2 protein-coding genes are annotated in these 26986 nt (G+C 76.3%); both read right to left on the reverse strand.

What is annotated here, in order from left to right; translation table 11 throughout:
- Positions 1-79: 79 nt before the first annotated feature.
- A complete protein-coding gene (locus ACFY0O_RS20175) occupies positions 80-11365 on the reverse strand; it encodes a type I polyketide synthase (RefSeq protein WP_388948238.1) in 11286 nt (3761 codons plus the stop codon).
- The gene (locus tag ACFY0O_RS20180; protein WP_388948157.1) at positions 11362-26979 is read right to left on the reverse strand and encodes a type I polyketide synthase; all 15618 of its coding nucleotides are present in this window, start codon (positions 26977-26979) and stop codon (positions 11362-11364) included. The genes ACFY0O_RS20175 and ACFY0O_RS20180 overlap by 4 nt, the downstream gene beginning before the upstream one ends.
- Positions 26980-26986 lie beyond the last annotated feature (7 nt).

The following is a 26986-nucleotide window of genomic DNA, read 5'->3' on the forward strand; positions in this document are numbered from 1 at the left end:
CCGTCGAGAAGTGTCGGGAAGGTGTGCGGTGGTGCGGCCGCGGTCGTGTGCACCTGCTGGCCCGGGCCCGTCCGGGTGCTCAGGAGCCGTCGAGCTCCTGGTCGATGAGGGCGAAGATGTCGTCGACGGTGGCGCTCGCCAGCCGCTCGTCGGACGTCTCGCCGGGGTCGGGGGCGGTGCCTTCGGCGAAGGCCGCGAGCACCCCGTGCAGGCGGGTCCTGATCCGGGAGCGGACGAGCGCGTCGTCGGCCCCGACGGTGGCGAGGACCTGCTCCAGCCGGTCGAGTTCCCCGAAGACGGAGACGGCCGACGGGGCCCGGTCCTCCTGCGGCGCGAGGTCGGCGCCGATGCGGGCGGCGAGGGCCGCGGGGGTGGGGCAGTCGAAGACGAGGGTGGCCGGGAGCCGCAGTCCGGTCGCGGAGTTCAGCCGGTTGCGGAGCTCCACCGAGGTCAGGGAGTCGAAACCCAGCACCTTGAACTCCCGCTCCCGGTCCACCTCCCGGGGGCCGCCGAGGCCGAGGACCGCCGCCACCTGGGTGCGCACCAGGTCGAGCAGCGCGCCGTCCCGTTCGGGCCCGGACAGGCGGGCCAGCCGCTCCCGCAGGGCGTCCGGGCCGCCGCCGGGCGCGGCCTCCCGGACGGTGCGCCGGGCGGCGGGGCGCAGCAGGCCGCGCAGCACCGCCGGTACGGCCCGTTCGGCGTCGGGGCCCGCGGCGGCCGGGGCCGCGGCGGCGAAGCGTACGGGTACGGGGACGGCCTGCTCCCCCGCCCGGGCCGCGTCGAAGAGCGCGAGGCCCTCGTCCGGCCGGAAGGGGACCAGCCCGGAGCGGGCCATCCGGTCCTGCCCGGCCGCGTCCATGCCGGAGGCCATGCCGCGGTCGGCCCACGGCCCCCAGGCCAGGGAGGTGGCGGGCAGGCCGGCGGCGGCGCGGCGCTGGGCGAGGGCGTCGAGGAAGGCGTTGGCGGCGGCGTAGTTGCCCTGTCCCGCGCTGCCCAGGGTCGCGGCGACCGAGGAGAACAGCACGAAGGCGGACAGGTCCGTGCCCCGGGTCAGTTCGTGCAGGTGGAGCGCCGCGTCCACCTTGGGTCGCAGGACGGCCTCCAGCCGGTCCGGGGTGAGGGAGGTGACCAGTCCGTCGTCGAGGACTCCGGCGGCGTGGACCACGGCGGTCAGCGGCCGGCCGGCGGGAACGGCGGCCAGGAGGGCGGCGAGCGCCTCCCGGTCGGAGGTGTCGCAGGACGCGAGGGTGACGGTCTCGGCGCCCGCGGCGAGGAGTTCCTCGCGCAGGGTGCCGGCCCCGTCGGCGTCGGCGCCGCGCCGGCTGGTGAGCAGCAGGTGGCGCGCCCCGTGTGCGGTGACGAGGTGGCGGGCGACGAGCGTGCCCAGCGCCCCGGTCGCGCCGGTGACGAGGACGGTGCCCTCGGGGTCGGGCGCGGCGGGGACGGTGAGGACGAGCTTGCCGATGTGCCGGGCCTGGCTCAGGTGGCGCAGGGCGGCGGGAGCCCGGCGGACGTCCCAGCAGGTGAGGGGCAGCGGCCGCAGGACCCCGGACTCGAAGAGGGTGACGAGCTCGTGGAGCATGGCGCCGATCCGGTCCGGGCCCGCTTCGATGGTGTCGAAGGCGGTGTAGGCGGCGCCCCGGTGTTCCTCGGCCACCCGGCGGGGGTCGCGGACGTCGGTCTTGCCCATCTCGAGGAAGCGGCCCCCGTCGGCGAGGGTGCGCAGCGAGGCGTCGACGTACTCCCCGGCGAGGGAGTTCAGTACGACGTCCACGCCGCGGCCGCCGGTGGCGGCGAGGAACCTTTCCTCGAAGCGGAGGTCGCGGGAGGAGGCGAGGTGGTCGGCTTCGGGGCCGCCCCCGGCCGTCAGGTCCGCCCACTTGCCGGGCCCGGCGGTGCCGTAGACCTCGGCGCCGAGGTGGCGGGCGAGCTGGGTGGCGGCCATGCCGACGCCGCCCGCCGCCGAGTGCACGAGCAGCGTCTGTCCGGGCCGCAGGCCGGCCAGGTCGACGAGCGCGTAGTAGGCGGTGAGGAAGACGACGGGCACCGATGCGGCCTCGGCGAAGGTCCAGCCGTGCGGGATCCGCGCCACCATGCGGTGGTCGGCGACGGCGAGGGGGCCGAAGGACTCGGGGATCATGCCGAACACCCGGTCGCCCACCGCCAGGCCGGTGGTACCCGGTCCGGTCTCGACGACGAGGCCGGCGGCTTCGCTGCCGAGGGTGGCGTCGCCGGGGTACATGCCGAGGGCGATGAGGACGTCCCGGAAGTTCACGCCGGCGGCGCGGACGGCGATCCGGACCTGGCCCTCGCCGAGGGGGGCGGTGGCCGCGGGGTTCTCGGTGAGCGCGAGGGCGTCGAGGGTTCCGGCGGCGCCGGTGGTGCCCGCGGCGCCGGTGGTCAGCCGCCAGCCGGCCGTCCCCGGGGCGGGGGTGAGCGCGTCGGCGGGGGTCCGGCGGGCGAGCCGGGGGACGTGGGCGGTGGTGCCGCGCAGCGCGAACTGCGGTTCTCCGGTGGCCAGCGCGGCGGCCAACAGCCGGTCCTCCGCGTCCGCGTCCCCGGCCGCGGGGGCCAGGTCGGCGAGCACCAGGCGGCCGGGGTGCTCCGACTGCGCGGAGCGGACGAGGCCCCACAGGGCGCTGTGGGCCGGGTCGGTGACGGTGGTCCCCGGTTCGGGGGCGACGGCGCCGCGGGTCAGCAGCACCAGCCGCGAGCCGGCGGTCCGGTCGTCGCCGAGCCAGGTCCGCAGCAGGGCGAGGCCCTCCCGGGTCACCGTGTGGACCCGCTCCGCCTCCGGTGCGCCGTGGGGGCCGCGCGGCGCGGGGACCAGGACGGTGTCCGCGGGCCGGCCGGCGTCGCCCAGGGCGTCCAGGAGGGCGCTCAGGCCCGCGTGGTCCGCGACGCGGGTGAGGGGGCCGGCGGTGTGCTGGTGGACGTCGTGCGGGGCCGTCGGCAGGACGGGCCAGTCCAGCCGGTACAGCGCGTCCGGGTGCTCGACGCCCCCGGCGGCGGGCAGCTGCTCCGCCGTCACGGTCCGCAGGACGAGGGAGTCGACGGAGACGACCGTACGGCCGCTGCCGTCGGCGGCGGTCAGGGAGACGGTGTCCGGGGCGGGCGTGGTCAGCCGGACCCGCAGGGCGGTGGCGCCGGTCGCCTCCAGCCGTACACCGCTCCACGCGAAGGGGATGCGGCCCTGGCCGGTGTCGGGCAGCAGCCCGCCCAGGCCGACCGCGTGCAGGGCGGAGTCCAGCAGCGCCGGGTGGACGCCGAAGCCGTCGTCCGGGGTGTCCTGCGGGAGGGAAACCTCGGCGAACACCTCCGTGCCGCGCCGCCACAGGGCGCGGAGCCCCTGGAAGAGGGGCCCGTAGCCGAAGCCGAGTTCGGTCAGGCGCTCGTAACAGCCGTCCAGGGGGACGGGCTCGGCGTCGGCGGGCGGCCACTGCGAGAGGTCCTGAGCGGGCAGGGTGTCGTCGGCCGGCGGGGCGAGGAGGCCGAGGGCGTGGGTCGCCCAGGGGGCGTCGGGGCCCGCTGCGTCCGGCCGCGAGTGGACGCTGACGCTCCGGCGCCCGTCGTCCTCGGGGCCGGCCACCGTGACCTGGAGCTGTACGGCGCCTTGGGCGGGCAGGACGAGGGGGGTCTGGAGGGTGAGTTCGTCGACCCGGTCGCAGCCCGTCTCGTCGGCGGCGCGGATCGCGAGGTCCACGAGGGCCGTTCCGGGGAGCAGGGCCGCGCCCATGACCCGGTGCTCGGAGAGCCAGGGCTGGGCCGAGAGGGAGAGCCTCCCGGTGAGGACGAGGCCGTCGCCGTCGGCGAGGGCGACGGAGGCGCCCAGGAGGGGGTGGCCGGCGGGGGCCAGGCCGGCGCCCGCGAGGTTCCCGGCGGCGGGCCGGGTCTCGAGCCAGTAGCGGCGGCGTTGGAAGGCGTAGGTGGGCAGGTCGACCCGGCGGGCGCCCCGGTCGGCGAGGACGGCCGTCCAGTCCACCGGAGTGCCCTGCACGTGGAGCCCGGCCAGGGCCGTCAGGACGGCCGTCTCCTCCGGCCGGTCGCCCCGCAGCAGCGGGACCGCCGTCCGGCCGTCGTCGAGGACTCCGGCGGCCAGCGCGGCCAGGACACCACCCGGCCCGACCTCCAGAAACGTACCGGCGCCCTCCGCCGCCAGGGCCTCGACGGCGTCCGCGAAACGGACCGCCTCACGGACGTGGCGCACCCAGTAGTCCACGGAGCAGAACTCCTCCGCCGGGACCAGGGATCCGGTGAGCGTGGAGACCACAGGCAGGCACGGGGTCCCGAAGGACACCGCCTCGACCGCCTTGCGGAAGTCCCCCAGCATCGGCTCCATCAGGGGCGAATGGAACGCATGCGAAACCGTCAGGGCCTTGGTCCTACGACCGTCGGCAGCCAACTTGGTCACCAGCTGCGTGACGGCCTCTTCGGCACCCGAAAGCACCACCGAAGCAGGACCGTTGACCGCCGCGATACCCACCTCGGACTCGAAACCGGCCAGCAGCTCACGGACTTCGGACTCCGCCGCCTCGACCGCCACCATCACCCCACCGGACGGAAGCTCCTGCATCAACCGGCTCCGAGCAACCACCACAGCCGCGGCGTCCTCCAGCGAGAACACACCCGCCACATGGGCCGCGGCGAACTCCCCGATCGAATGCCCCGCCAGGAAGTCAGGGCGTACTCCCCAGGACTCCACCAGCCGGAACAAGGCCACTTCCACGGCGAACAACGCCGGCTGGGTGTAGACAGTCCGGTTCAACAGCTCCGCGTCTTCGCCGAACACCACCTTCCGCAAAGGGAGTTCCAGATGCCCGTCGAGGTGCGCGCACACCGCGTCGAAGGCGTCCGCGAACACCGAGAAGGCCTCGTACAGTTCACGCCCCATCCCAAGGCGCTGACTCCCCTGCCCCGAGAACAGGAAGGCGGTCCCCGGCCGGGAGCCGGCCGTGCCGGTCAGGGCCGGGGCGGGCTCCGGGGCCGGGTCGTTCGTGGCGAGGGCGCGCAGGGCGGGCAGGAAGTCCTCCCGTCGGGTGCCGATGACGGCGGCCCGGTGTTCCAGCGCGGCGCGGGAGCCGGCCAGGGAGAGGGCCACGTCGGCCGGGTCCAGTGCGGGGTGGCGCTCGATGTGGTCGAGGAGGCGTTCGGCCTGCTCGCGCAGGGCTTCGGGGCCGGCTCCCGAGAGCAGCCAGGGGACCGGCGCCGGCTCGGGACGGGTGCCGGGGGTGGTGGCCGGGGACTCGGCGGGGGGCTGCTCGATGATGACGTGGGCGTTGGTGCCGCTCACCCCGAAGGAGGAGATCCCGGCCCGCCGGGTGCGTCCCGCGCCGGCCGTCCAGTCGACGGCTTCGGTGAGCAGTTCGACGGCTCCGGCCGACCAGTCGACGTGCGGGGTCGGCTCGTCCACGTGGAGGGTCTTGGGGAGCAGGCCGTGGCGCATGGCCTCGACCATCTTGATGATGCCGCCCACCCCGGCCGCCGCCTGGGTGTGGCCGATGTTGGACTTGAGGGAGCCCAGCCACAACGGGTGGTCCCCGTCCCGCTCCTGCCCGTAGGTGGCGAGGAGGGCCTGCGCCTCGATCGGGTCGCCGAGGGTGGTGCCGGTGCCGTGGGCTTCGACCGCGTCCACGTCGGCCGCGGTCAGACCGGCGTCCGCGAGGGCCTGGCGGATCACCCGTTGCTGCGCTGGCCCGTTGGGGGCGGTGAGGCCGTTGGAGGCGCCGTCCTGGTTGACCGCCGAGCCCCGGACGAGGGCCAGCACGGGGTGGCCGTTGCGGCGGGCGTCGGAGAGCCGCTCCACGAGCAGCATGCCGACGCCCTCGCCCCAGCCGGTGCCGTCGGCTCCGGCGGCGAAGGACTTGCAGCGGCCGTCGGCTGCCAGCCCGCGCTGGCGGCTGAACTCGATGAAGGCGTTGGGGCTGGACATCACGGTCACCCCGCCGGCCAGGGCGAGGTCGCACTCGCCGCGCCGCAAGGCCTGGGCGGCGAGGTGGAGGGCGACGAGGGAGGAGGAGCAGGCGGTGTCCACGGTGAGCGTGGGCCCCTCCAGGCCGAAGGTGTAGGCGATGCGCCCGGAGACCACGCTGGCGGAGCTGCCGGTGCCGATGTAGCCCTCCAGGTCCTGGGGGACGCTCAGCAGGCGGGAGGCGTAGTCCTGGTAGCCGGAGCCGATGAACACGCCGGTGTCGGTGCCGCGCAGTGAGGTGGGGTCGAGGCCGCCGCGTTCGAAGGCCTCCCAGGCGGTCTCCAGCAGCAGCCGCTGCTGGGGGTCCATGGCGAGGGCCTCGCGCGGGGAGATCCCGAAGAAGGCCGGGTCGAAGTCGGCGACGTCGTAGAGGAAGCCGCCGTCCTTGGCGTAGGTGGTGCCGGGCCGGTCGGGGTCGGGGTCGTAGAGGGAGTCCAGGTCCCAGCCCCGGTCGGCGGGGAAGGCGCCGACCGCGTCGCGGCCCTCCGCGACGAGCCCCCACAGGTCCTCGGGGCCGCGCACCCCGCCGGGGTAGCGGCAGCTCATGGCGACGATCGCGAGGGGCTCGCCGTCGGCGGCGGTGCGGGCGGCGGCCGAGGGCGCGGGGGCGGCGGCATGGCCCGTGCGGGCCGTGGTCAGTTCGGTGAGGAGGTGGTCGGCCAGGGCGGCCGGGGACGGGTGGTCGAAGACCAGGGTGGCGGGGAGCCGGATCCCGGTCGCCCCGGCGAGGCGGCCCCGGAGTTCGACGGCGGTGAGGGAGTCGAAGCCCAGTTCGCGGAAGGCCCGGTCCGCGGGGACCGCTTCGGCGTCCTGGTGGCCGAGGACCGCGGCGGCCTCCGCCCGTACCAGGGCGAGGACGGCGCGGGCCTGCTCGGGAGCGGTGAGGGTGGCGGTCCGGCGGGCGAACTCGGGGAGTTCGCCGTCGCCCTGGCCGCCGGCCCCCGGGGCCGTCGCCGCTTCGGCGAGGGCGGCGGCGGCCTCCGGGATCCCGTTCAGCAGCGGGCTGGGGCGCAGCAGGGTGAAGGAGGGGGCGAAGTGTTCCCAGGCGACGTCCGCGACGGTCACCGCGGTCTCGTCCCGGTCGAGGGCGGCGCGCAGGGCGGCGAGGGCCGACTGCGGGGCGAGGGCGGGCAGTCCGCGCTTGCGCAGCCGGTCCTCGGCGTCGCCGTCCTCGACCATGCCGCCTCCGGCCCAGGGTCCCCAGGCGACGGCGGTGGCGGGCAGGCCGCGGGCCCGGCGGTGTTCGGCGAGGGCGTCGAGGGAGGCGTTGGCCACCGCGTACGCCGCCTGGCCGGCCGCGCCCCAGATGCCGGAGATCGAGGAGAAGAGGACGAAGGCGTCCAGGTCCCGGTCCGCGAGGAGTTCGTCGAGGTGCCGGGCGCCGGCCGTCTTCGCGGCGAGGACGGCGGCGAACTCCTCGGCCGTGGTGTCGGCCAGCATGGCCGGGGTGCCGATGCCGGCCGCGTGGACGACGGCGGTGAGGGGGTGTTCCTGCGGGAGGCCGGCCAGCAGCCGGGCCACGGCCTGCCGGTCGGCCATGTCGCAGGCCTCGATGGTGACCCGGGCGCCGAGTTCCTCCAGTTCGGCGCGGAGGGTGTCGGCGCCGTCCGCCGCCGGGCCCCGGCGGCTGGTGAGGACGAGGTGCTCGGCTCCGGCTCCGGCGAGCCAGCGGGCGACGTGGGCGCCGAGGGCTCCGGTACCGCCGGTGATCAGGACGGTGCCGTGCGGCTGCCAGGGCTTCTCGGGGGTGCCCGGCCGTTCCTGCGGGGCGCGCAGCAGACGGCGTACGAAGACGCCCGCGCCGCGCACGGCCAGCTGGTCCTCGTCGGCGTGGCTGCCCGCGAGGACGGCCGCGAACCGGCGGGCGGCGCGGTGGTCGAGCGTCTCCGGGAGGTCGACCAGGCCGCCCCAGCGTCCGGGGTGTTCGAGTGCGGCGGTCCGGCCGAGGGCCCAGACGGCCGCCTGGTGGGGGCTGCGCAGCGGGTCGGAGGCACCGGTGGAGACGGCACCGCGGGTGGCGCACCACAGGGGGGCGTCGACTCCGGCGTCGCCGAGGGCCTGGACGAGGGCGAGGGTGGCGGCGATGCCTTCCGCCAGGGCGGGGTGGTCCTGGTGGGGCTGTTCTCCGAGGACCGGCAGGGACAGGACCCCGTCGACGGTGTGCTCGTTGGCGGCGGTGCGCAGCAGCTCGGCGAGGTCCTCCCGGCCGGTGCCGGGTTCGACGGTCAGCCGCCGCACCGTCGCGCCGTGTTCCTCCAGGGCCCGCAGGGCACCGGCCGTCCACGGGTCGTCGGCGGGGCGGGCGGCGGGGACGAGGGCCAGCCAGTGGCCGGGGCCGAGGTCCACGGGGGTGGTGGCGGGGGCGGCCTGCCAGGTGATGCGGTAGCGGCGGCCGTCGAGGGCGGACCGCTCCCGGTGGTCGCGGCGCCAGAGGGACAGGGCGGGCAGGACCGAGCTGAGAGGCGCGTCGTCGGCGAGGCCGAGGCGCTCGGCGAAGGCGGCGAGGTCGGCGCGTTCCACGGAGTCCCAGAATCCGGCCTCCGCCGGATCCGCGGCCCGGGCGGTGTCGGTGCCGGCGGCGGTCCGGCCGGAGAAGGCCGTGGACTCCAGCCAGTAGCGGCGCCGCTGGAAGGCGTAGGTGGGCAGGTCGTGGAGGGCCGGGCGGCCGGCGCGGTCCGCGCACAGGACGGTCGGGTCGACGGGGTGTCCGTGGACGTGCAGCCGGGCCAGCGCGGACACGACGGCCGTGTCCTCGGCGGAGTCCGTCCGCAGCAGGGGTACCGCGTGCGCGGAGTCCTCGTCCAGCAGGGGCTGGGCCAGGCCGGACAGTACACCCCCGGGCCCGATCTCGAGGAACAGAGAGGCCCCGGCGTCGGCCAGGTGCCGCACGGCGTCCGCGAACCGGACCGTGGCGCGGACCTGGTCCACCCAGTACGCGGGGTCGGCCAGTTCGGCGGCCGTCAGGCGCCGACCCGTCACGGTGGACACCACGGGCAGGGCCGGTGCGGCGAAGGGGACGGTTTCGACGAGCGCGCGGAAGGCGTCGAGCATCGGGTCCATGAGCGGGGAGTGGAAGGCGTGGGAGACGGTCAGGGCCTTGGTCCTGCGGCCCTCGGCCGCGAGCGTCCCGGCCAGCTGCGCCACCGCGTCCTCGGCACCGGAGACCACCACGGAGCGCGGCCCGTTGACGGCGGCGATGCCCGCCCGGTCCGCGCACCCGGCCAGCAGGGCGCGCACCTCCTCCTCGGCGGCCTCGACCGCCACCATCACGCCGCCCGGCGGCAGCGCCTGCATCAGCCGGCCGCGCGCGGCCACCAGCTTGGCCGCGTCGTCGAGGGAGAGCACGCCCGCGACGTGGGCCGCCGCGAACTCGCCGACGGAGTGCCCGGCGAGGAAGTCCGGGCGGACGCCCCAGGACTCCACCAGCCGGAACAGCGCCACCTCGGTCGCGAACAGGGCCGGCTGGGTGTACCCGGTCCGGCTCAGGAGCTCGGCGTCGTCACCGAAGACGACCTCCCGGAGCGGGAGTTCGAGATGCGGGTCCAGCGCCGCGCACGTCTCGTCGAAGGCTTCGGCGAACGCCGGGAAGGCGGCGTGGAGTTCACGCCCCATGCCCAGGCGCTGGCTGCCCTGCCCGGAGAAGAGGAAGGCCGTCTTGGTCTTGCGGGCCCTGCCCTCGAAGGCGCGGCCCGTCGGCTCCCGGCGCGCGAAGGCGTCGAGGGCGGCCAGCAGCTCGTCGCGGTCCCGGCCCACCACGGCCGCGCGGTGGGGCAGTGGGGCGCGGGTGGTGGCGAGGGCGTGGGCGAGGTCGGCGGGGTGGGTGTGCGGGTGTTCCCGGAGGTACGCCAGGAGCCGGCCGGCCTGGGCGGGCAGGGCCTCGGGGGTGCGGGCGGAGAGGGACCACAGGAGCGGGGTCCGGGGGGCTCCGGCGGCGTGGTCGGCTCCGGAGCCGGGCGCGGCGGCTTCGGAGGCCGGCTCGGGGGCCGGCTGTTCCAGGATGACGTGGGCGTTGGTGCCGCTCACCCCGAAGGAGGAGACTCCCGCCCGGCGCGGACCATCCGTCTCCGGCCAGGCGACGGCCTCGGTCAGCAGCCGGACGGCGCCCGCGGACCAGTCCACGTGCGGGGAGGGCTCGTCGAGGTGCAGGGTGGCGGGCAGTGACCCGTGCCGCATCGCCATGACCATCTTGATGACCCCGGCCACCCCGGCCGCCGCCTGGGTGTGGCCGATGTTCGACTTGAGCGCCCCCAGCAGCAGCGGCCGCTCGGCGGGGCGGTCCTGGCCGTACGTGGCGAGCAGGGCCTGGGCCTCGATGGGGTCCCCGAGCGAGGTGCCGGTGCCGTGGGCCTCGACGGCGTCCACCTCGGCCGGGGTGAGCCGGGCGTCGGCCAGGGCCTGGCGGATGACCCGCTGCTGGGCGGGGCCGCTGGGGGCGGTCAGCCCGTTCGAGGCGCCGTCCTGGTTGACGGCGCTCCCGCGCAGCACGGCCAGGACGCGGTGGCCGTTGCGGCGGGCGTCGGAGAGCCGCTCCACGAGCAGCATGCCGACGCCCTCGCTCCATCCGGTGCCGTCGGCGGCGGCCGAGAAGGGCTTGCAGCGGCCGTCGGCGGCCAGCCCGCGCTGGCGGCTGAACTCCATGAACGCGCCGGGCGTGGACATCACCGTCACCCCGCTGACCAGGGCGAGGGTGCACTCGTCCTTGCGGAGGGCCTGGGCGGCGAGGTGCAGGGCGACGAGGGAGGAGGAGCAGGCCGTGTCGACCGTCACGGCGGGGCCTTCGAGGCCGAAGGTGTAGGCGAGCCGGCCGGAGATCACGGCGGCGGCGTTGCCCGTGCCCAGGTAGCCGTCGAAGTCCTCGGGGGAGGTGGAAAGACGGGCGTAGTCCTGACCGTTGGTGCCGGCGAAAACCCCGGTGCGGGTGCCGCGCAGGGTGGCCGGGTCGATGCCCGCACGCTCGAACGCCTCCCAGGCGGTCTCCAGCAGCAGCCGCTGCTGCGGGTCCATCATCAGGGCCTCGCGGGGGGAGATCCCGAAGAAGGCGGCGTCGAACTCGCCCACTCCGTCGAGGAATCCGCCGTGGCGGACGTAGCAGGTGCCGGCGTGGTCGGGGTCGGGGTCGTAGAGGGCGTCCAGGTCCCAGCCCCGGTCGGCGGGGAAGCCGGAGATGGCGTCGCCGCCGTCCGCGAGGAGGCGCCACAGCTCCTCGGGCGAACCGATGCCGCCGGGGAAGCGGCAGCTCATCGCGACGATGGCGATGGGCTCGCGGGCCTCGGCCGTCATCTTGCGGTTCTGGCGGCGCAGCCGCTCGGTCTCCTGGAGGGAGGCGCGCAGTGCCTGAACGATCTTGTCGTCGTTCGGTGTGGTCATGATGTGCTCCGTACTCGGGACGTTGATCAGGCTTCGCTGTCGCCCAGCGCCAGTTCGATGAGGTGGTCGAGGTCCATGTCCGCGATCGCGGCTTCGGTTGCCGTGTCGGGGTCGGTGTCGGTGTCGTCGCTGCCGCCGGTGTCTGCGTCGGCGGGCAGCAGGGTGTCCAGGAGCGCGTCGGTGAGGGCGCTCGGGGTGGGGTGGTCGAACACCGTGGTGGTGGGGAGCTTCAGTCCGGTCACGGCGCCGATCCGGTTGCGGAGTTCGACGGCGGTGAGCGAGTCGAAGCCCAGGTCGCGGAAGGCCCGGTCGGGCTCGATGGCGTCCGTGGCCGGGTAGCCCAGTGCCGCGGCCGCCTCCTTGCGGACCAGGTCCAGCAACAGGTCGTGCCGGTCGTCCGGGTCGAGGTCGGCCAGTTCCCGCACCAGGTCCGCGGCAGCGGCGGCAGCGCCGCCGGCGGTGACCTCGTCGGCCTCGGCGGTGGCGGCGAGCGCCGCCCGGGCCTCGGGCAGGTCGGCGAGCAGGGGGCTGGGCCGTCCGATGGTGAAGGAGGGGGCGAACCTGGGCCAGTCGACGTCCGCCACCACCACGGCGGTCTCGCCCCGGTCCATGGCCAGGCGCAGGGCCGAGACCGCCAGGGCCGGGGAGAGCGCGGGCAGGCCGCTGCGCCGGAGGTACTCCTCCGCGCCGCCGTCGGCGGCCATTCCTCCTTCGGCCCACGGGCCCCAGGCGACGGCCGTCGCGGCCCGTCCCCTGGAGCGGCGGTGCTGGGCGAGCGCGTCGAGGAAGGCGTTGCCCGCGCTGTAGGCGGCCTGGCTGCCGCTGCCCCAGACGCCGGAGACGGACGAGAAGAGGACGAAGGCGTCGAGGTCGTGGTCGGCGAGCAGCTCGTCCAGGTGGACCGCGCCCGCCACCTTGGCCGAGACCACGGCGGCCAGTTCCCCGGGGGTGGTCTCCGCCACGGTGGTGAACTGCGGCAGACCGGCGGCGTGCACGACGGCGGTCAGCGGGGCGGGGTCCCCGGACAGGGTGTCCAGCACGCCCGCCAGGGCCGCCCGGTCGGCGACGTCGCACGCGGCGACCGTCACCCGGACCCCCGACTCCCGCAGCTCGGCGGCGAGTTCGGCGGCACCGGGGGCGTCCTCGCCCCGCCTGCTGGTGAGCACCAGGTGCTCGGCACCGGCCGCGGCCAGCCAGCGGGCGGTGTGCCCGCCGAGCGAGCCGGTCCCGCCGGTGATCAGTACCGTGCCCCGGGGCCGCCAGCCGCCGCCGGTGCCGGCGGCTGCCGTGGTGCGGGGCATCCGGGCCAGCCTGCGGACCAGGGTCCCGGAGTCGCCGACCGCGAGCTGGTCCTCGCCCTCGGCTCCGCCGAGCGCCGCGGCGAGCCGGGCGAGCGTCCGCTCGTCGGGGGCGCCGCCGCCACGACCCGTGTCGGGGAGGTCGATCAGGCCGCCCCAGCGGCTCGGCACCTCCAGCGCGACCGCGCGGCCCAGGCCCCAGACCAGCGCCTGGAGCGGCCGGGTGACCGGCCGGGAGGCGCTGACGGCCACGGCTCCGGCGGTGAGGCACCACAGCGGTGCCCCGACTTCCAGGTCGCCGAGTGCCTGGACGAGGGCGACGGTGGCGGTGAGTCCGGACGGCAGGCCGGGGTGCGGCGGGTGGTCCCGTTCGTCCAGGGCCAGCAGGGACAGCACCCCGGCCGCCGGTACGCCGTCCAGCGCTCCGGCGTCCCTGAGCAGGGTGGCGAGCGCCTCGCGGTCGGCTCCGGGGTCGGTGACCGTGACGAGGAGGGGTTCGGCGGCGCGGTCGCGGAGCATCCGGGCGTAGGGCTCGGCGGTGGCCGCGTCCGGGGCCACGAGCAGCCAGGTGCCGGACGGGGCGGTGGCCGGCAGGTCGGCGCGGGGCTGCCACACCGCCCGGTAGCGCCAGCCGTCGACGGTGGTCCGGGTCCGGCTTTCCCGGCGCCAGGCCGCGAGCGCCCCGAACACCACCTCCAGGGGCGCCCCGGCCGCCAGCCCGAGCCGCTCCGCGAGGGCCTCCGGCCCCCCGTTCTCGACGGTGTCCCAGAACTCCGTCTCCGCGGGGTCGGTAGCTGGGGCCGTGGCGGCGGCCGGTGCGGGGGCCGCCGTCAGCCAGTAGCGCTCGCGCTGGAAGGCGTAGGTGGGCAGGTCGACCCGGCGGGCGCCCCGGTCGGCGAGGACGGCCGTCCAGTCCACCGGGGTTCCCTGCACGTGGAGCCCGGCCAGGGCGGTCAGGACGGCCGTCTCCTCCGGCCGGTCCCCCCGCAGCACCGGGACCGCCGTCCGGCCGTCGTCGAGGACTCCGGCGGCCAGCGCGGCCAGGACACCACCCGGCCCGACCTCCAGGAACGCACCCGCTCCCTCCGCCGCCAGGGCCTCGACGGCGTCCGCGAAACGGACCGCCTCACGGACGTGGCGCACCCAGTAGTCCACGGAGCAGAACTCCTCCGCCGGAACGAGGGATCCGGTGAGCGTGGAGACCACCGGCAGGCACGGGGTCCCGAAGGACACCGCCTCGACCGCCTTGCGGAAGTCACCCAGCATCGGCTCCATCAGGGGCGAGTGGAAGGCGTGCGAAACCGACAGGGCCTTGGTCCTACGTCCGTCGGCGGCCAGCTTCGCCACCAGCCGCGTGACGGCCTCCCCGGCACCCGAAAGCACCACCGACGTGGGACCGTTGACCGCCGCGATACCCACCTCGGAGTCGAAACCGGCCAGCAGCTCACCGACTTCGGACTCGGCCGCCTCGACCGCGACCATCACCCCACCCGACGGAAGCTCCTGCATCAACCGGCCCCGAGCAGCCACCACAGCCGCGGCGTCCTCCAGCGAGAACACACCCGCCACATGCGCGACGGCGAACTCCCCGATCGAATGCCCGGCCAGGAAGTCAGGACGCACACCCCAGGACTCCAGCAACCGGAACAACGCCACCTCGACCGCGAACAACGCCGGCTGAGTGAACCGCGTCTCGTTCAACAGGCCTGCGTCTTCGCCGAACACGACCTCCCGCAGCGGGAGTTCCAGATGTCCGTCGAGGTGCGCACACACCGCGTCGAAGGCGTCCGCGAACACCGGGAAGGCCTCGTACAGTTCACGCCCCATCCCAAGGCGCTGACTCCCCTGCCCCGAGAACAGGAACGCCGTGCGGGCTCCGCCCGTCGCCGCCGTCCGACCCCGGACCAGGTCCGGTGCGGACGCGCCCTGGCTCAGCGCGGCCAGGCCGGCGGCCAGTTCCTCCGTGGTCGTGCCCAGCACCACCGCGCGGTGGGGCAGGGCGGTGCGGGTCGCGGCCAGGGAGAGGGCCAGGTCCGCCGGGGTGAGGCCGGGGTGGGAGCGGCTATGGGCGAGGAGGGTGCGCGCCTGCTCGCGCAGGGCCGCCTCATCACCGCCGGACAGGGTCCAGGGCAGGCAGCCCGGGCGGCCCCCGGCTTCCTCGGGCGGCGTCTCCTCGGAGGCCGTCGGGGCCTGCTCGATGATGGTGTGCGCGTTGGTGCCGCTCACTCCGAAGGAGGAGACGGCCGCCCGGCGCGGCCGAGCGGGGTCGGCGTCCGTCCAGGTCACCGGCTCGGTGAGGAGCCGGACCGCGCCCGCCGACCAGTCGACGTGCGGGGAGGGCTCGTCCACGTGCAGGGTCTTGGGCAGCAGTCCGTGCCGGAGCGAGAGCACGGTCTTGATCACGCTCGCCAGGCCGGAGGCGGCCTGGGTGTGGCCGATGTTGGACTTCAGGGAGCCCAGCCACAACGGGTGGCCCCCGTCCCGCTCCTGCCCGTAGGTGGCGAGCAGGGCCTGCGCCTCGATCGGGTCACCGAGGGCCGTGCCGGTGCCGTGTGCCTCGACGGCGTCCACATCGGCCGCGGTCAGACCGGCGTTGGCGAGGGCCTGGCGGATCACCCGTTGCTGCGCTGGCCCGTTGGGGGCGGTCAGGCCGTTGGAGGCGCCGTCCTGGTTGACCGCCGAGCCCCGGACGAGGGCCAGCACGGGGTGGCCGTTGCGGCGGGCGTCGGAGAGCCGCTCCACGAGCAGCATGCCGACCCCCTCGCCCCAGCCGGTGCCGTCGGCCGCCGCCGCGAACGGCTTGCAGCGGCCGTCGGCCGCCAGCCCGCGCTGGCGGCTGAACTCGACGAAGGCGTTGGGGCCGGCCATCACGGCCGCCCCGCCGACCAGGGCCAGTTCGCACTCCCCCTGGCGCAGGGCCTGCGTGGCCAGGTGGAGGGCGACGAGTGAGGAGGAGCAGGCCGTGTCCACCGTGAGCGCGGGGCCTTCGAGGCCGAGGGCGTAGGCGATGCGGCCGGACATGACGCTGCTGGAGGTGCCGGTGAGGAGGTGCCCCTCGACGCCGTCGGGCAGGTCGCCGGGCGTGGCGCCGTAGCCCTGGTAGCCGGAGCCGATGAACACGCCGGTGCGGCTGCCGCGCAGGGAGGAGGGGGCGAGGCGGGCTCGTTCCAGGGTTTCCCAGGCGGTCTCCAGCAGCAGCCGCTGCTGCGGGTCCATGGCGAGGGCCTCGCGCGGGGAGATCCCGAAGAACCGGGCGTCGAAGCGGCCCGCGTCGTGGAGGAAGGCGCCCTCGGCGACGTAGGTGGTGCCGGGGTGCTCGGGGTCCGGGTCGTAGAGGGAGTCCAGGTCCCACCCCCGGTCGGCGGGGAACGGGGTGACGGCGTCCACTCCGTCCACGAGCAACTGCCAGAGTTCCTCGGGTGAGTTGGCCCCGCCGGGGAAGCGGCAGCCCATGGCGACGATCGCGATCGGCTCGTCGGCGCCGTCCGACCCGGTGGGCCGGGCCGCTCCGGGGCCGTCCGTCGGCCGGGCGGCCGGTGCGTGGCCGGAGGCCTCGGAGGAGAGGAACGCGGCGAGGGCGTCCGCGTTGGGGTGGTCGAAGACCAGGGTGGTGGGCAGGCGCAGCCCGGTGGCGCCGCTCAGCCGGTTGCGCAGTTCGACGCCGGTGAGGGAGTCGAAGCCCAGGTCCTTGAAGGAGCGTTCGGCGACCACCTCGGACGGCCCCGAGTGGCCCAGGGCCCGGGCCACTTCGGCCCGGACGAGGTCCAGGAGCACCCGGTGGCGCTCGGTGGCGGGGAGCGCGGCGAGTCCGGCGGCACGGGAGGGCGCCGCGTCGTCGGCCGTGCCCGCGCCGTCCCCCGCCGGGCCGGTGGCGGCGAGGGCCGTACGGGCCTCGGGCAGGTCGGCGAGGAGGGCGCTGGGGCGGGCGAGGGTGAAGGCGGGCGCGAACCGGTCCCAGTGGACGTCGGCGACGACGACGGTGGTCTCGTCCAGGTCGAGTGCCCGTTGGAGTGCGGCGATCGCGGTGTCCGGGGCCATGGCGGGCAGTCCGCGTCGGCGCAGGTGGGCCTCGGCCTCCTCGCCGCCGGCCATGCCGGCGTCGGCCCAGGGGCCCCAGGCGACGGCGGTCGCGGCCAGTCCCCTGGAGCGGCGCTGTTCGGCGAGTGCGTCGAGGTGGGCGTTGGCGGCGCAGTAGGCGGCCTGGCTGCCGCTGCCCCAGGTGGCGGCGACGGAGGAGAACAGGACGAAGGCGTCCAGGTCCCGGTCGGCCAGGAGTTCGTCGAGGTGGCGGGCGCCGGCCGCCTTCGCGGCGACGACCGCGGCGAGGTCGGCCGGGGTCAGGGTGTCGGTCGGGGTGAACTGCGGCAGGCCGGCCGCGTGGACGACGGCGGTGAGCGGGTGGGGGTCCTCCGAGAGGGTCCCGAGGAGCTCCGCCAGCTGCTCCCGGGCGGTGAGGTCACAGGCCGTGAGCGTGACGCGGGCGCCCAGTTCCTCGATCTCGGCGGCGAGTTCACGGGCTCCCGGGGCGTCGGGGCCGCGCCGGCTGGTGAGCACCAGGTGGTCGGCGCCGCCGCGGGCCAGGTGCCGGGCGACGTGGGCGCCGAGGGCCCCGGTGCCGCCCGTGATCAGGACGGTGCCGTGCGGCCGCCAGGTCCTCTCCGCCGAAGCCGACGGGGCCGGGGCGACGGCGAGGGCGCGGGCCAGGCGGCGGACGAAGATACCGGAGGCCCGGACCGCGACCTGGTCCTCGCCTCCCTCCTCGTCCGCGAGGACGGAGACCAGGCGGTGGGCGGCCCGCTCGTCGAGGGCGGCGGGCAGGTCCACGAGTCCGCCCCAGCGGTCCGGATGGTCGAGTGCCGTCGAGCGGCCGAGGCCCCAGACCATGGCCTGCTCCGGGGCGGCCGGGGTGTCCGAGCGTCCTACGGCCACCGCGCCGCGGGTGGCGCACCAGAGCGGTGCGGTGGTCTCCGCGTCGCCCAGGGCCTGGACCAGCAGGGTGGTCAGGGCCAGTCCGGCGGGGAGGTGGGGGTGGTCGGGGTGGGGTCCGTCGGTGAGCGCGAGGAGGGACAGGACTCCGGCCGGCGCCGCCCCTTCGGGTGCGCGGCGCAGGCGGGCCGCGAGTGCGGCACGGGTCTCGTCGGTGCGTACGGGGACCAGCGCGACCTGGGCGCCGTGGCGGGACAGGGCGTCGGAGACGGCGGTGGCCGTCGGGCCGTCCTCGCCGCCGTCGGGGACGGCGAGCAGCCAGGTGCCGGCGAGTTCGGTGGTGTCCCGGGCGCCGGTGCGGGGCTGCCAGTCGATCCGGTAGCGCCAGGAGTCGACGGCGGAACGGCTGCGCTGGCGTCGGCGCCACTGGGACAGGGCGGGCAGTACGGAGCTGAGCGGGGAGTCTCCGGTGACCTCCAGCCGTTCGGCGAGGGCGGCCAGGTCCTGGCTCTCGACGGTGTCCCAGAACGCGGCCTCGGCCGGGTCCGCCGTCCGGGCGCCGGTCTCCCGGGGGCCGGCGGGGACCAGCCAGTACGGCTGGTGCTGGAAGGGGTAGGTGGGGAGGTCGACGCGGCGGGCGCCGCGTCCGGCGAAGACGGCCTCCCAGTCGACGGGGGTGCCGTGGACGTGGAGGAGGGCGAGGGCGGTGGTGACGGCCAGGCTCTCCGTGAGGTCGCCGCGCAGGGCGGGGACGGCCGTGACGGGCCGCTCGTCGAGGAGTTCCCGTGTGAGGGCGGTCAGGACGCCGCCGGGCCCGATCTCCAGGAAGGCGGCGGCCCCTTCGGCGGCGAGGTTGGTCACCGCGTCGGCGAAGCGGACTGCCTCACGGACATGCCTCACCCAGTAGTCGGCCGAGCAGAGCTCCTCGGCGGCGACGGTCCGGCCGGTGAGGGTGGAGACGACCGGGACCTTCGGCGCTTCGAACGTGGCCGATTCCACGACCTCCCGGAAGGCGTCGAGCATCGGGTCCATCAGCGGGGAGTGGAAGGCGTGCGACACGGTCAGGGCCTTCGTCTTGCGGCCGTCGGCCGTGAGCTGGTCCACGACCGATGCCACCGCGTCCTCGGCGCCCGAAACCACCACGGCGGCGGGCCCGTTGACGGCGGCGATGCCCGCACGGTCCTCCAGCCCGGCCAGAAGAGGTCGTACCTCCTCCTCGGAGGCCTGGACGGCGACCATCACACCACCCGACGGCAGCGCCTGCATCAAGCGACCACGCGCCACTACCAGCCTGGCGGCATCCTCCAACGACAGCACGCCCGCCACATGGGCCGCGGCGAACTCACCGATCGAATGCCCCGCCAGGAAGTCGGGACGCACACCCCAGGACTCCACCAGCCGGAACAACGCCACCTCGACCGCGAACAACGCCGGCTGAGTGAACCGCGTCTCGTTCAACAGCCCCGCATCCTCACCGAACACCACCTCCCGCAAGGGGAGTTCCAGGTGCGGATCCAGAGCGGCGCACACCGCGTCGAAGGCGGCCGCGAACACCGGGAAGGCGTCGCACAGTTCACGCCCCATGCCCAGCCGCTGGCTCCCCTGCCCCGAGAACAGGAACGCCGTGCGTCCGGCGGTCCCCGTCGCCCCCGTGCCGCGTACGGTCTCCGGGCCCGGGGTATCGCCGCGGGCGAGGGTGGTCAGGGCGTGCAGGAGGTCGTCCCGGTCCTGGCCGGTGATGACCGCGCGGTGCGGGAAGGCGGCGCGGGTGGTCGCCAGGGAGAGGGCGATGTCCGTCGTGTCGGGCCGGTCGGCGGACCGGACGTGGGCCAGGAGCCGTTCCGCCTGGGCCCGCAGGGCGTTCTCGTCCTTGGCGGAGATCAGCCAGGGGACGGGCAGCGGGGCGGGGGTCCCGTCCGGGCTGCCGGCCGCCTCGGCGGTAGGGGCGCTGCCGAGCGGGGCCTCTTCGAGGAGGACGTGGGCGTTGGTGCCGCTGACGCCGAACGAGGAGACACCCGCCCGGCGCGGACGCTCGCCGTCGACGGCCCACTCGCGGGCCTCGGTCAGCAGCCGCACCTCCCCCGCCGACCAGTCCACGTGCGGCGACGGCTCGTCCACGTGCAGGGTCTTCGGCAGCACCCCGTGACGCATCGCCTCGACCATCTTGATCACACCCGCCACACCGGCGGCGGCCTGCGTGTGCCCGATGTTGGACTTGACCGTGCCCAGCCACAGCGGCCGGTCGGCCGCGCGGCCGGTGCCGTAGGCCTTGAGCAGGGCCTGGGCCTCGATGGGGTCGCCCAGGGTGGTGCCGGTGCCGTGCGCCTCGACCACGTCCACGTCGGCGGCGGACAGCCCCGCGTCCGCGAGGGCCTGGCGGATCACCCGCTGCTGCGCGGGCCCGTTGGGGGCGGTCAGGCCGTTCGATGCGCCGTCCTGGTTGATCGCGGAACCGCGGACGAGGGCCAGCACCCGGTGGCCGTTGCGGCGGGCGTCGGAGAGCCGTTCCACCAGGAGCACGCCCGCGCCCTCGGCGAGGCCGGTGCCGTCCGCCGAGGCGGCGAAGGCGCGGCAGCGGGCGTCCGGGGCGAGTCCGCGCTGGCGGCTGAAGCCGATGAGGGCGCCCGGGGTGGACATGACGGTGACCCCGCCCGCGAGCGCCAGGTCGCATTCGCCCCGGCGCAGGGACTGGGCGGCCAGGTGCAGGGCGACGAGGGAGGAGGAGCAGGCGGTGTCGACGGTCACCGCCGGGCCTTCCAGGCCGAAGGTGTAGGCCACCCGGCCCGAGACCACGGAGGCCGAGTTGGCGGTGAGGAGGTGGCCCTCCATGCCCTCGGCCTGTTCCGGGGAGAGGCCGAGCGCGTAGTCCTGGCCGTTGGTGCCGGCGAAGACGCCGGTGCGGGTGCCGCGCAGGGTGGCCGGGTCGATGCCCGCGCGCTCGAACGCCTCCCAGGAGGTCTCCAGCAGGAGCCGCTGCTGGGGGTCCATGGAGAGGGCCTCGCGGGGGGAGATCCCGAAGAACTCGGGGTCGAACCCGTCCGCGTCGTGCAGGAACCCGCCTTCCCTGACGTAGCTGGTGCCGGGATGGTCGGGGTCGGGGTGGTAGAGCGCGTCGAGGTCCCAGCCCCGGTTGACGGGCAGGCCGGTGATGGCGTCGGTGCCTTCGGCGAGGAGGTTCCAGAGGTCCTCGGGACCGCGGACCTCGCCGGGCAGCCGGCAGCTCATGGCGACGATGGCGACGGGTTCCTCGGCGCCGGTGGCGGGGGTGCGGCCGGGCGTGGCGGGCGCGGCGGTGACGACGGCCGTGCCGGGGTGGCCGCCGGGGATCTCGTCCAGGAGGTGGGCGGCGAGGGCGGCGGGGGTGGGGTGGTCGAAGACGGCGGTGGCGGGCAGGCGGACGCCGGTGGCGGCGGACAGCCGGTTGCGCAGTTCCATCGCGGCCAGCGAGTCGAAGCCCAGCTCGCGGAAGGCCCGGCCGGGGTCGACGGCCTCGGGGGTGGTGTGGCCGAGGACGGCGGCCACCTGGTTGCGTACGAGGGTGAGCACGGTGTCCTCGCGCTCGGCGGGCGGCAGCGACGCCAGCCGGGACAGCTCGGCGGAGAGGCCGCCGGGGCCGGGAGCGCCGCTCAGGGCGGCACGGCGGGCGGGGGTCCGCACGAGTGCGCGCAGCAGGGCGGGCACGGGGCTCGCCGACTGGCGGCGCAGTGCGGGCAGGTCGAGGCGTACGGGGGCCAGGGCCGCGTCGTCCAGGGTGCGGGCGGTGTCGAGGAGGCGCAGGCCCTCGTCGGCGGTGAGCGGGACGAGTCCGGCGCGGGCCATGCGCCGCAGGTCCTCGTCGGCGAGCTGGGTCTGGTCGCCGCGTTCGTCCCAGACGCCCCAGGCGAGGGCGGAGGCCGGCAGGCCCTGGGCGCGGCGCTGGTGGGCGAGGGCGTCGAGGAAGGCGTTGCCCGCGGCGTAGGCGCCCTGTCCAGCGCCGCCGAGGGTGCCGGCGAGGGAGGAGAAGAGGACGAAGGCGGCGAGGTCCAGGCCGCGGGTCAGTTCGTGGAGGTTGAGTGCGGCGTCGACCTTGGGGCGCAGGACCAGGTCGAGGTCGTGCGGGGTGAGGGTGTCGACGAGTCCGCCGGCGACGACGGCGGCGGCGTGGACGACGGCGGTGAGCGGGCGGTCTGCGGGGATGGCCGTGAGGAGGGCGGCGAGGGCGTCCCGGTCGGCGGCGTCGCAAGCGGCGACGGTGACGGTCGCACCGAGTGCGGTGAGCTCCTCCTGGAGTGCGGCCGCTCCTTCGGTGTCGGGGCCGCGGCGGCTGGTGAGGAGGATGTGGCGGACGCCGTGGGTGGTGATGAAGTGGGCGGCGACGAGGCGGCCGAGGGCTCCGGTACCGCCGGTGATCAGTACGGTGCCCTGCGGGTCGAGGGCGGGGGTGGTGGCGGGCTCGGCCGCGACGGGGACGCGCGCCAGCCGGGGGACGGTCATCCGGCCCTCCCGCAGGGCCAGTTGGGGTTCGCCGGTGGCGAGGGCGGCGGGCAGGCGGCGCAGGGAGTCCGGGGTGCCGTCGGTGTCGGCGAGGACGAGCCGGTCGGCGTGTTCGGACTGGGCGGAGCGGACCAGGCCCCAGACGGGGGCGTGGTCGGGTCGGGTGTCCGGGGTGCCGTCGGGGTCCTCGCCGGGGGCGGCGACGGCGTCGCGGGTGAGGAACACCAGCCGGGAGGCGGCGAACCGGTCGTCGGCCAGCCAGTCCCGCAGCAGGGCCAGGGCGTGCCGGGCGGTCTCGCGGACGGTGTCGGCACCGGCCCCGCCGGCGGTCGTGGGCAGGACGGCGGTCACGGTCGCGGGGACGGGAGCGCCGGCGGTGACGGCCGCGGCCAGGGCGGCGAGGTCGGGGTGGACGTCGGGCCCGGCGCCGCCGCTCGCCAGGGCGTCGGCGGTCTCCCGGAGGGCCGTCTCGGCGAGGGCCGTCTCGGCGAAGGCCGTCTCGGCGAAGGCCGTCTCGGCGAGGGCCGTCTCCCCGGGTCCGGCTCCGGGGGTGCTGCCGATGAGGGCCCAGGGCCCGGCGGGGGGCGCGGTGTCGGCGAGGGGGTGCGCCGGCCAGTCCACCCGGTAGAGGGAGGGGTGGTGGTCGGTGAGCGCGGCCCGCAGGTGTTCCTCGTGGACCTCCCGGAAGGCGAGGGCGCCGATGGCGGCCACGGCCCGGCCGGTGTCGTCCGAGGCGGTCAGGGTCACGGTGTCGGTGCCGGCCGGGGCCAGCCGGATCCGCAGCCGGGTGGCTCCGGTGGCGTGCAGGCGTACGTCCTCCCAGGAGAAGGCCATCCGTCCGGTGCCCATGTCGCCGAGCGGGCCGAAGCCGACGGCGTGCAGGGCGGCGTCCAGCAGGGCCGGGTGCAGCCCGTACCGGCCGGCGTCGGCGCGGGCGTCCTCGGGGAGGGCGACCTCGGCGAACACCTCGTCGCCGAGGCGCCAGGCGGCCCGCAGGCCCTGGAAGAGGGGGCCGTAGGCGAAGGAGCGGGCGGCGAGTCCGGCGTAGAAGCCGCCGAGGTCGACGGGGGCCGCGCCGGCGGGCGGCCAGTCGGCGTCCGGTCCGGGGGGCGGGGTGCCGGGGGCGGAGTTCAGCACGCCGGTGCCGTGGCAGGTCCAGGCCTCTTCGACGGCCGCCGTGTCGGGGCGGGAGTGGACGGCGAAGCGCCGGTCGCCGGACCCGTCGTCCGGGCCGACCGCCACCTGGACGAGGACGCCGCCCTGCTCGGGCAGGACCAGCGGTGCCTGGAGGGTGAGTTCGGCGAGGTGGTCGCAGCCGAGGTGGTCGCCCGCCCGGACGGCGAGCTCGACGAAGGCGGTGCCGGGCAGGACGACCGCGCCCAGCACCTCGTGTTCGGCCAGCCAGGGGTGGGTGTGCGTGGACAGCCGGCCGGTCAGCAGCAGGCCGTCGGCGTCGGCGAGGGTGGTGACGGCGCCCAGCAGGGGGTGGTCCGCCGGGGCGAGGCCCAGGCCGGCCGCGTCCGCCGGGGTGCGCGGGGCGTCCAGCCAGTAGCGCTCGTGCTGGAACGCGTACGTGGGCAGCGGGATCCGGCGGGCGTCCGGGGCGGCCAGGACCGCCGGCCAGTCGAGGGCGACGCCGTGGGCGTGGGCCTCGGCGGCGGAGCGCAGGAAGCGGGCGGTGCCGCCTTCGCCGCGGCGCAGGGTGGCGAGGGCGACGGCGGAGCCGCCCAGGTCGTCGAGGGTCTCCTGGATGCCGACGGTCAGCACCGGGTGGGCGCTGACCTCGATGAGGGCGCCGTGTCCGTCGCGGACGAGGGCGCGGGTGGCCTCGTCGAAGCGGACGGTGTGGCGCAGGCTGCGGTACCAGTAGTCGGCGTCGAGCCGGTCGGTGTCGAGGGCGCCGCCGGTGACGGTGGAGTAGAACGGCACCTCGCAGGCGCGGGGGGTGATGTCGGCGAGCGCTTCGAGGACCTGTTCGCGGACCTCTTCGACGTGCGCGGAGTGGGAGGCGTAATCCACGGCGATCAGCCGGGCCCGGATCCCGTCGGCGTGCAGGGCGTCGCGGAGCTCGGCGAGGGCGTCGCCGTCACCGGAGACGACGATGGAGGACGGGCTGTTGACGGCGGCGACGGACAGCCGCTCGCCCCAGGCGGCCATGCGGGGGGTGAGCCGGTCCAGGGGCAGGGAGACGGAGAGCATGCCGCCCCGGCCGGACAGGACGGTCAGGGCGCGGCTGCGCAGGGCGACGACCTTGGCGGCGTCCTCCAGGCTGAGCGCGCCGACGACGGCCGCGGCGGCGATCTCGCCCTGGCTGTGTCCGGCGACGGCCGAGGCCTCGACCCCGTAGGAGCGCCAGAGTTCGGCCAGCGAGACCATCACCGCGAACAGGACGGGCTGGACGACGTCGACCCGGTCGAAGCCGGGGGCGCCGGGGGCGCCGCGCAGGACCTCGGTCAGCGACCAGTCGACGTGCGGGGCGAGGGCTTCCTCGCACGCGCGGACGCGGGCGGCGAAGACGGGGGCGGTGTCGAGGAGTTCGACGGCCATGCCGGCCCACTGGGAGCCCTGGCCGGGGAAGACGAACGCGGGCCGGAGGGTGTCGGTGGCGGCGGCGCGCACCACGTCGGTGCCCTCGGGGGCGGGTGCGCCGGGTTCGGCGGCCGCGTCGGCGAGGAAGTCCAGGGCCCGGTCCAGGCCCGCCCGGTCGGCCGCGAGGAGGACGGCGCGGTGGGCGAAGGCGGTGCGGGTGGTGGCGAGGGAGTGGGCGATGTCGACGGCCGCCGGGGCGGTGGGCAGGGCGGCCAGGTGGGCACGGAGCCGGGCGGCCTGCGCGGCGAGGGCAGCCGGGGTCTTGGCGGAGAGCGGCCAGGCGATGAGCGGGGGACGCCGTCCGCCGTCCGGCGAGCCGCCGCTGCCGACGAGGGCCGCCGCGCGGTCGGCGATGGCGGAGCCGAGGGTGCCGGCGCGGTCGGCGATGGCATGGCCGAGGGTCGTGGCACGGCCGGCGATGGCCGTGACGGCGGCACTGCCGACGGTGGCGGCCGCGGCGGTGGCCCGGTCGGCGATGGCGGCGGCACCATCGGCGAAGCCCGGGGCGTGCGCGGCGCTGCCCGTGGCTTGCCCGGCGGTGGACTCGCCGGCGGAGCCCGGGGCCTGCGCGGCGCCGGCGCCCTCGGCCGTAGCCGGGGCTCGTTCGGCGGGGGCGGCGGCCTGATCGGTGGCGGCCGAGTCGTGCGCGGTGCCCGCGCCCTCGGCCGTAGCCGGGGCTCGTTCGGCGGGGGCGGCGGCCTGATCGGTGGCGGCCGAGTCGTGCGCGGTGCCCGCGCCCTGAGCCGTGGCCGGGGGCCGCCCGGCGGGGGCGGCGGCCTGATCGGCGGTGGCCGGGGCGTGCGCGGTGTCGGCGCGCTCGGGCCGCTCGGTGGTGGCCGGGGGGTGCTCCGTCGGGGCGCCGTCGGCTGTCGCCGGGGCTCGCCCGGTGGTGCCGTCGGCCGTCGCCGTGGCGGGTGCCGTGGCGGTGGGGGTGCTCGGGCTGGCGGGGGGCGGGGTGTCGGTGGGGAGGTGTTGTTCGAGGACTACGTGGGCGTTCGTCCCGCTCACGCCGAAGGCGGAGACGGCCGCGCGGCGGGGGCGGCCCGGTTCCGTCTCGGGCCAGGCGGCGTTCTCCGTGACCAGCGAGACGGCCCCCGAGGACCAGTCGACGTGCGGGGTCGGCTCCTGCGCGTGCAGGGTCTTCGGCAGGATGCCGTGGCGCAGGGCCTGCACCGTCTTGATGACGCCCGCGACACCGGCCGCGGCCTGGGTGTGCCCCAGGTTGGACTTGACGGAGCCCAGCCACAGGGGCCGGTCGCCGGGCCGTTCCCGGCCGTAGGCGGCGAGCAGGGCCTGGGCCTCGATCGGGTCGCCGAGGGTGGTGCCGGTGCCGTGCGCCTCGACGAGGTCCACGTCGGACGGGGACAGCAGGCCGTTGGCCAGGGCCTGCTGGATGACCCGTTGCTGGGCGGGCCCGTTGGGGGCGGTGAGGCCGTTGCTGGCGCCGTCCTGGTTGACGGCGGAGCCGCGGACCACGGCCAGTACCGGGTGGCCGAGCCGGACCGCGTCGGAGAGGCGCTCGACGAGCAGCATGCCGACGCCCTCGGACCAGCCGGTGCCGTCGGCCGCCGCGGAGAACGCCCGGCAGCGGCCGTCGGGCGAGAGCCCGCGCTGGCGGCTGAACTCCACGAAGGTGGTGGGGCCGGCCATCACGGTGACGCCGCCCGCGAGGGCGAGGTCGCATTCGCCCTGCCGCAGGGCCTGGACGGCCAGGTGGAGCGCCACCAGGGAGGAGGAGCAGGCCGTGTCGATCGTGACGGCCGGCCCCTCCAGGCCGAGGGTGTAGGCGATGCGGCCGGAGACCACGCTGCCGGTGTTGCCGGTGCTGACGTACCCCTCGATGCCCTCGGGCATGGCGGGCAGGCGGGAGACGTAGTCGTGGTACATGACTCCGGCGAACACGCCGGTGCGGCTGCCGCGCAGGGACTGCGGGTCCAGTTCGGCGCGCTCGACCGCCTCCCAGGAGGCTTCGAGGATCAGCCGCTGCTGGGGGTCCATGGCGAGGGCCTCGCGCGGGCCGATCCCGAAGAAGGCGGCGTCGAACCCGGCCGCCCCGTGCAGGAATCCGCCTTCGCGGGTGTAGGTGGTGCCGGGGTTCTCGGGGTCCGGGTCGTACAGCGCGTCGAGGTCCCAGCCCCGGTCGGTGGGGAAGCCGGATATCGCGTCGCGGCCCGCCTCGACCAGGTCCCACAGGTCCTCGGGGGACTCGACGCCGCCGGGGAAGCGGCAGCTCATGCCCACGATCGCGATCGGCTCGCGGTTCCTGCCCTCGGCCTCGCGCAGTCGCCGGCGCGCGTGCCGCAGGTCGACGGTGGCGCGCTTGAGGTAGTCGCGGAGCTTGTTCACATCGGTCGTCATCTGGGTT

It is taken from the genome of Streptomyces sp. NPDC001594, assembly GCF_042893675.1.
Lineage (GTDB): Bacteria > Actinomycetota > Actinomycetes > Streptomycetales > Streptomycetaceae > Streptomyces.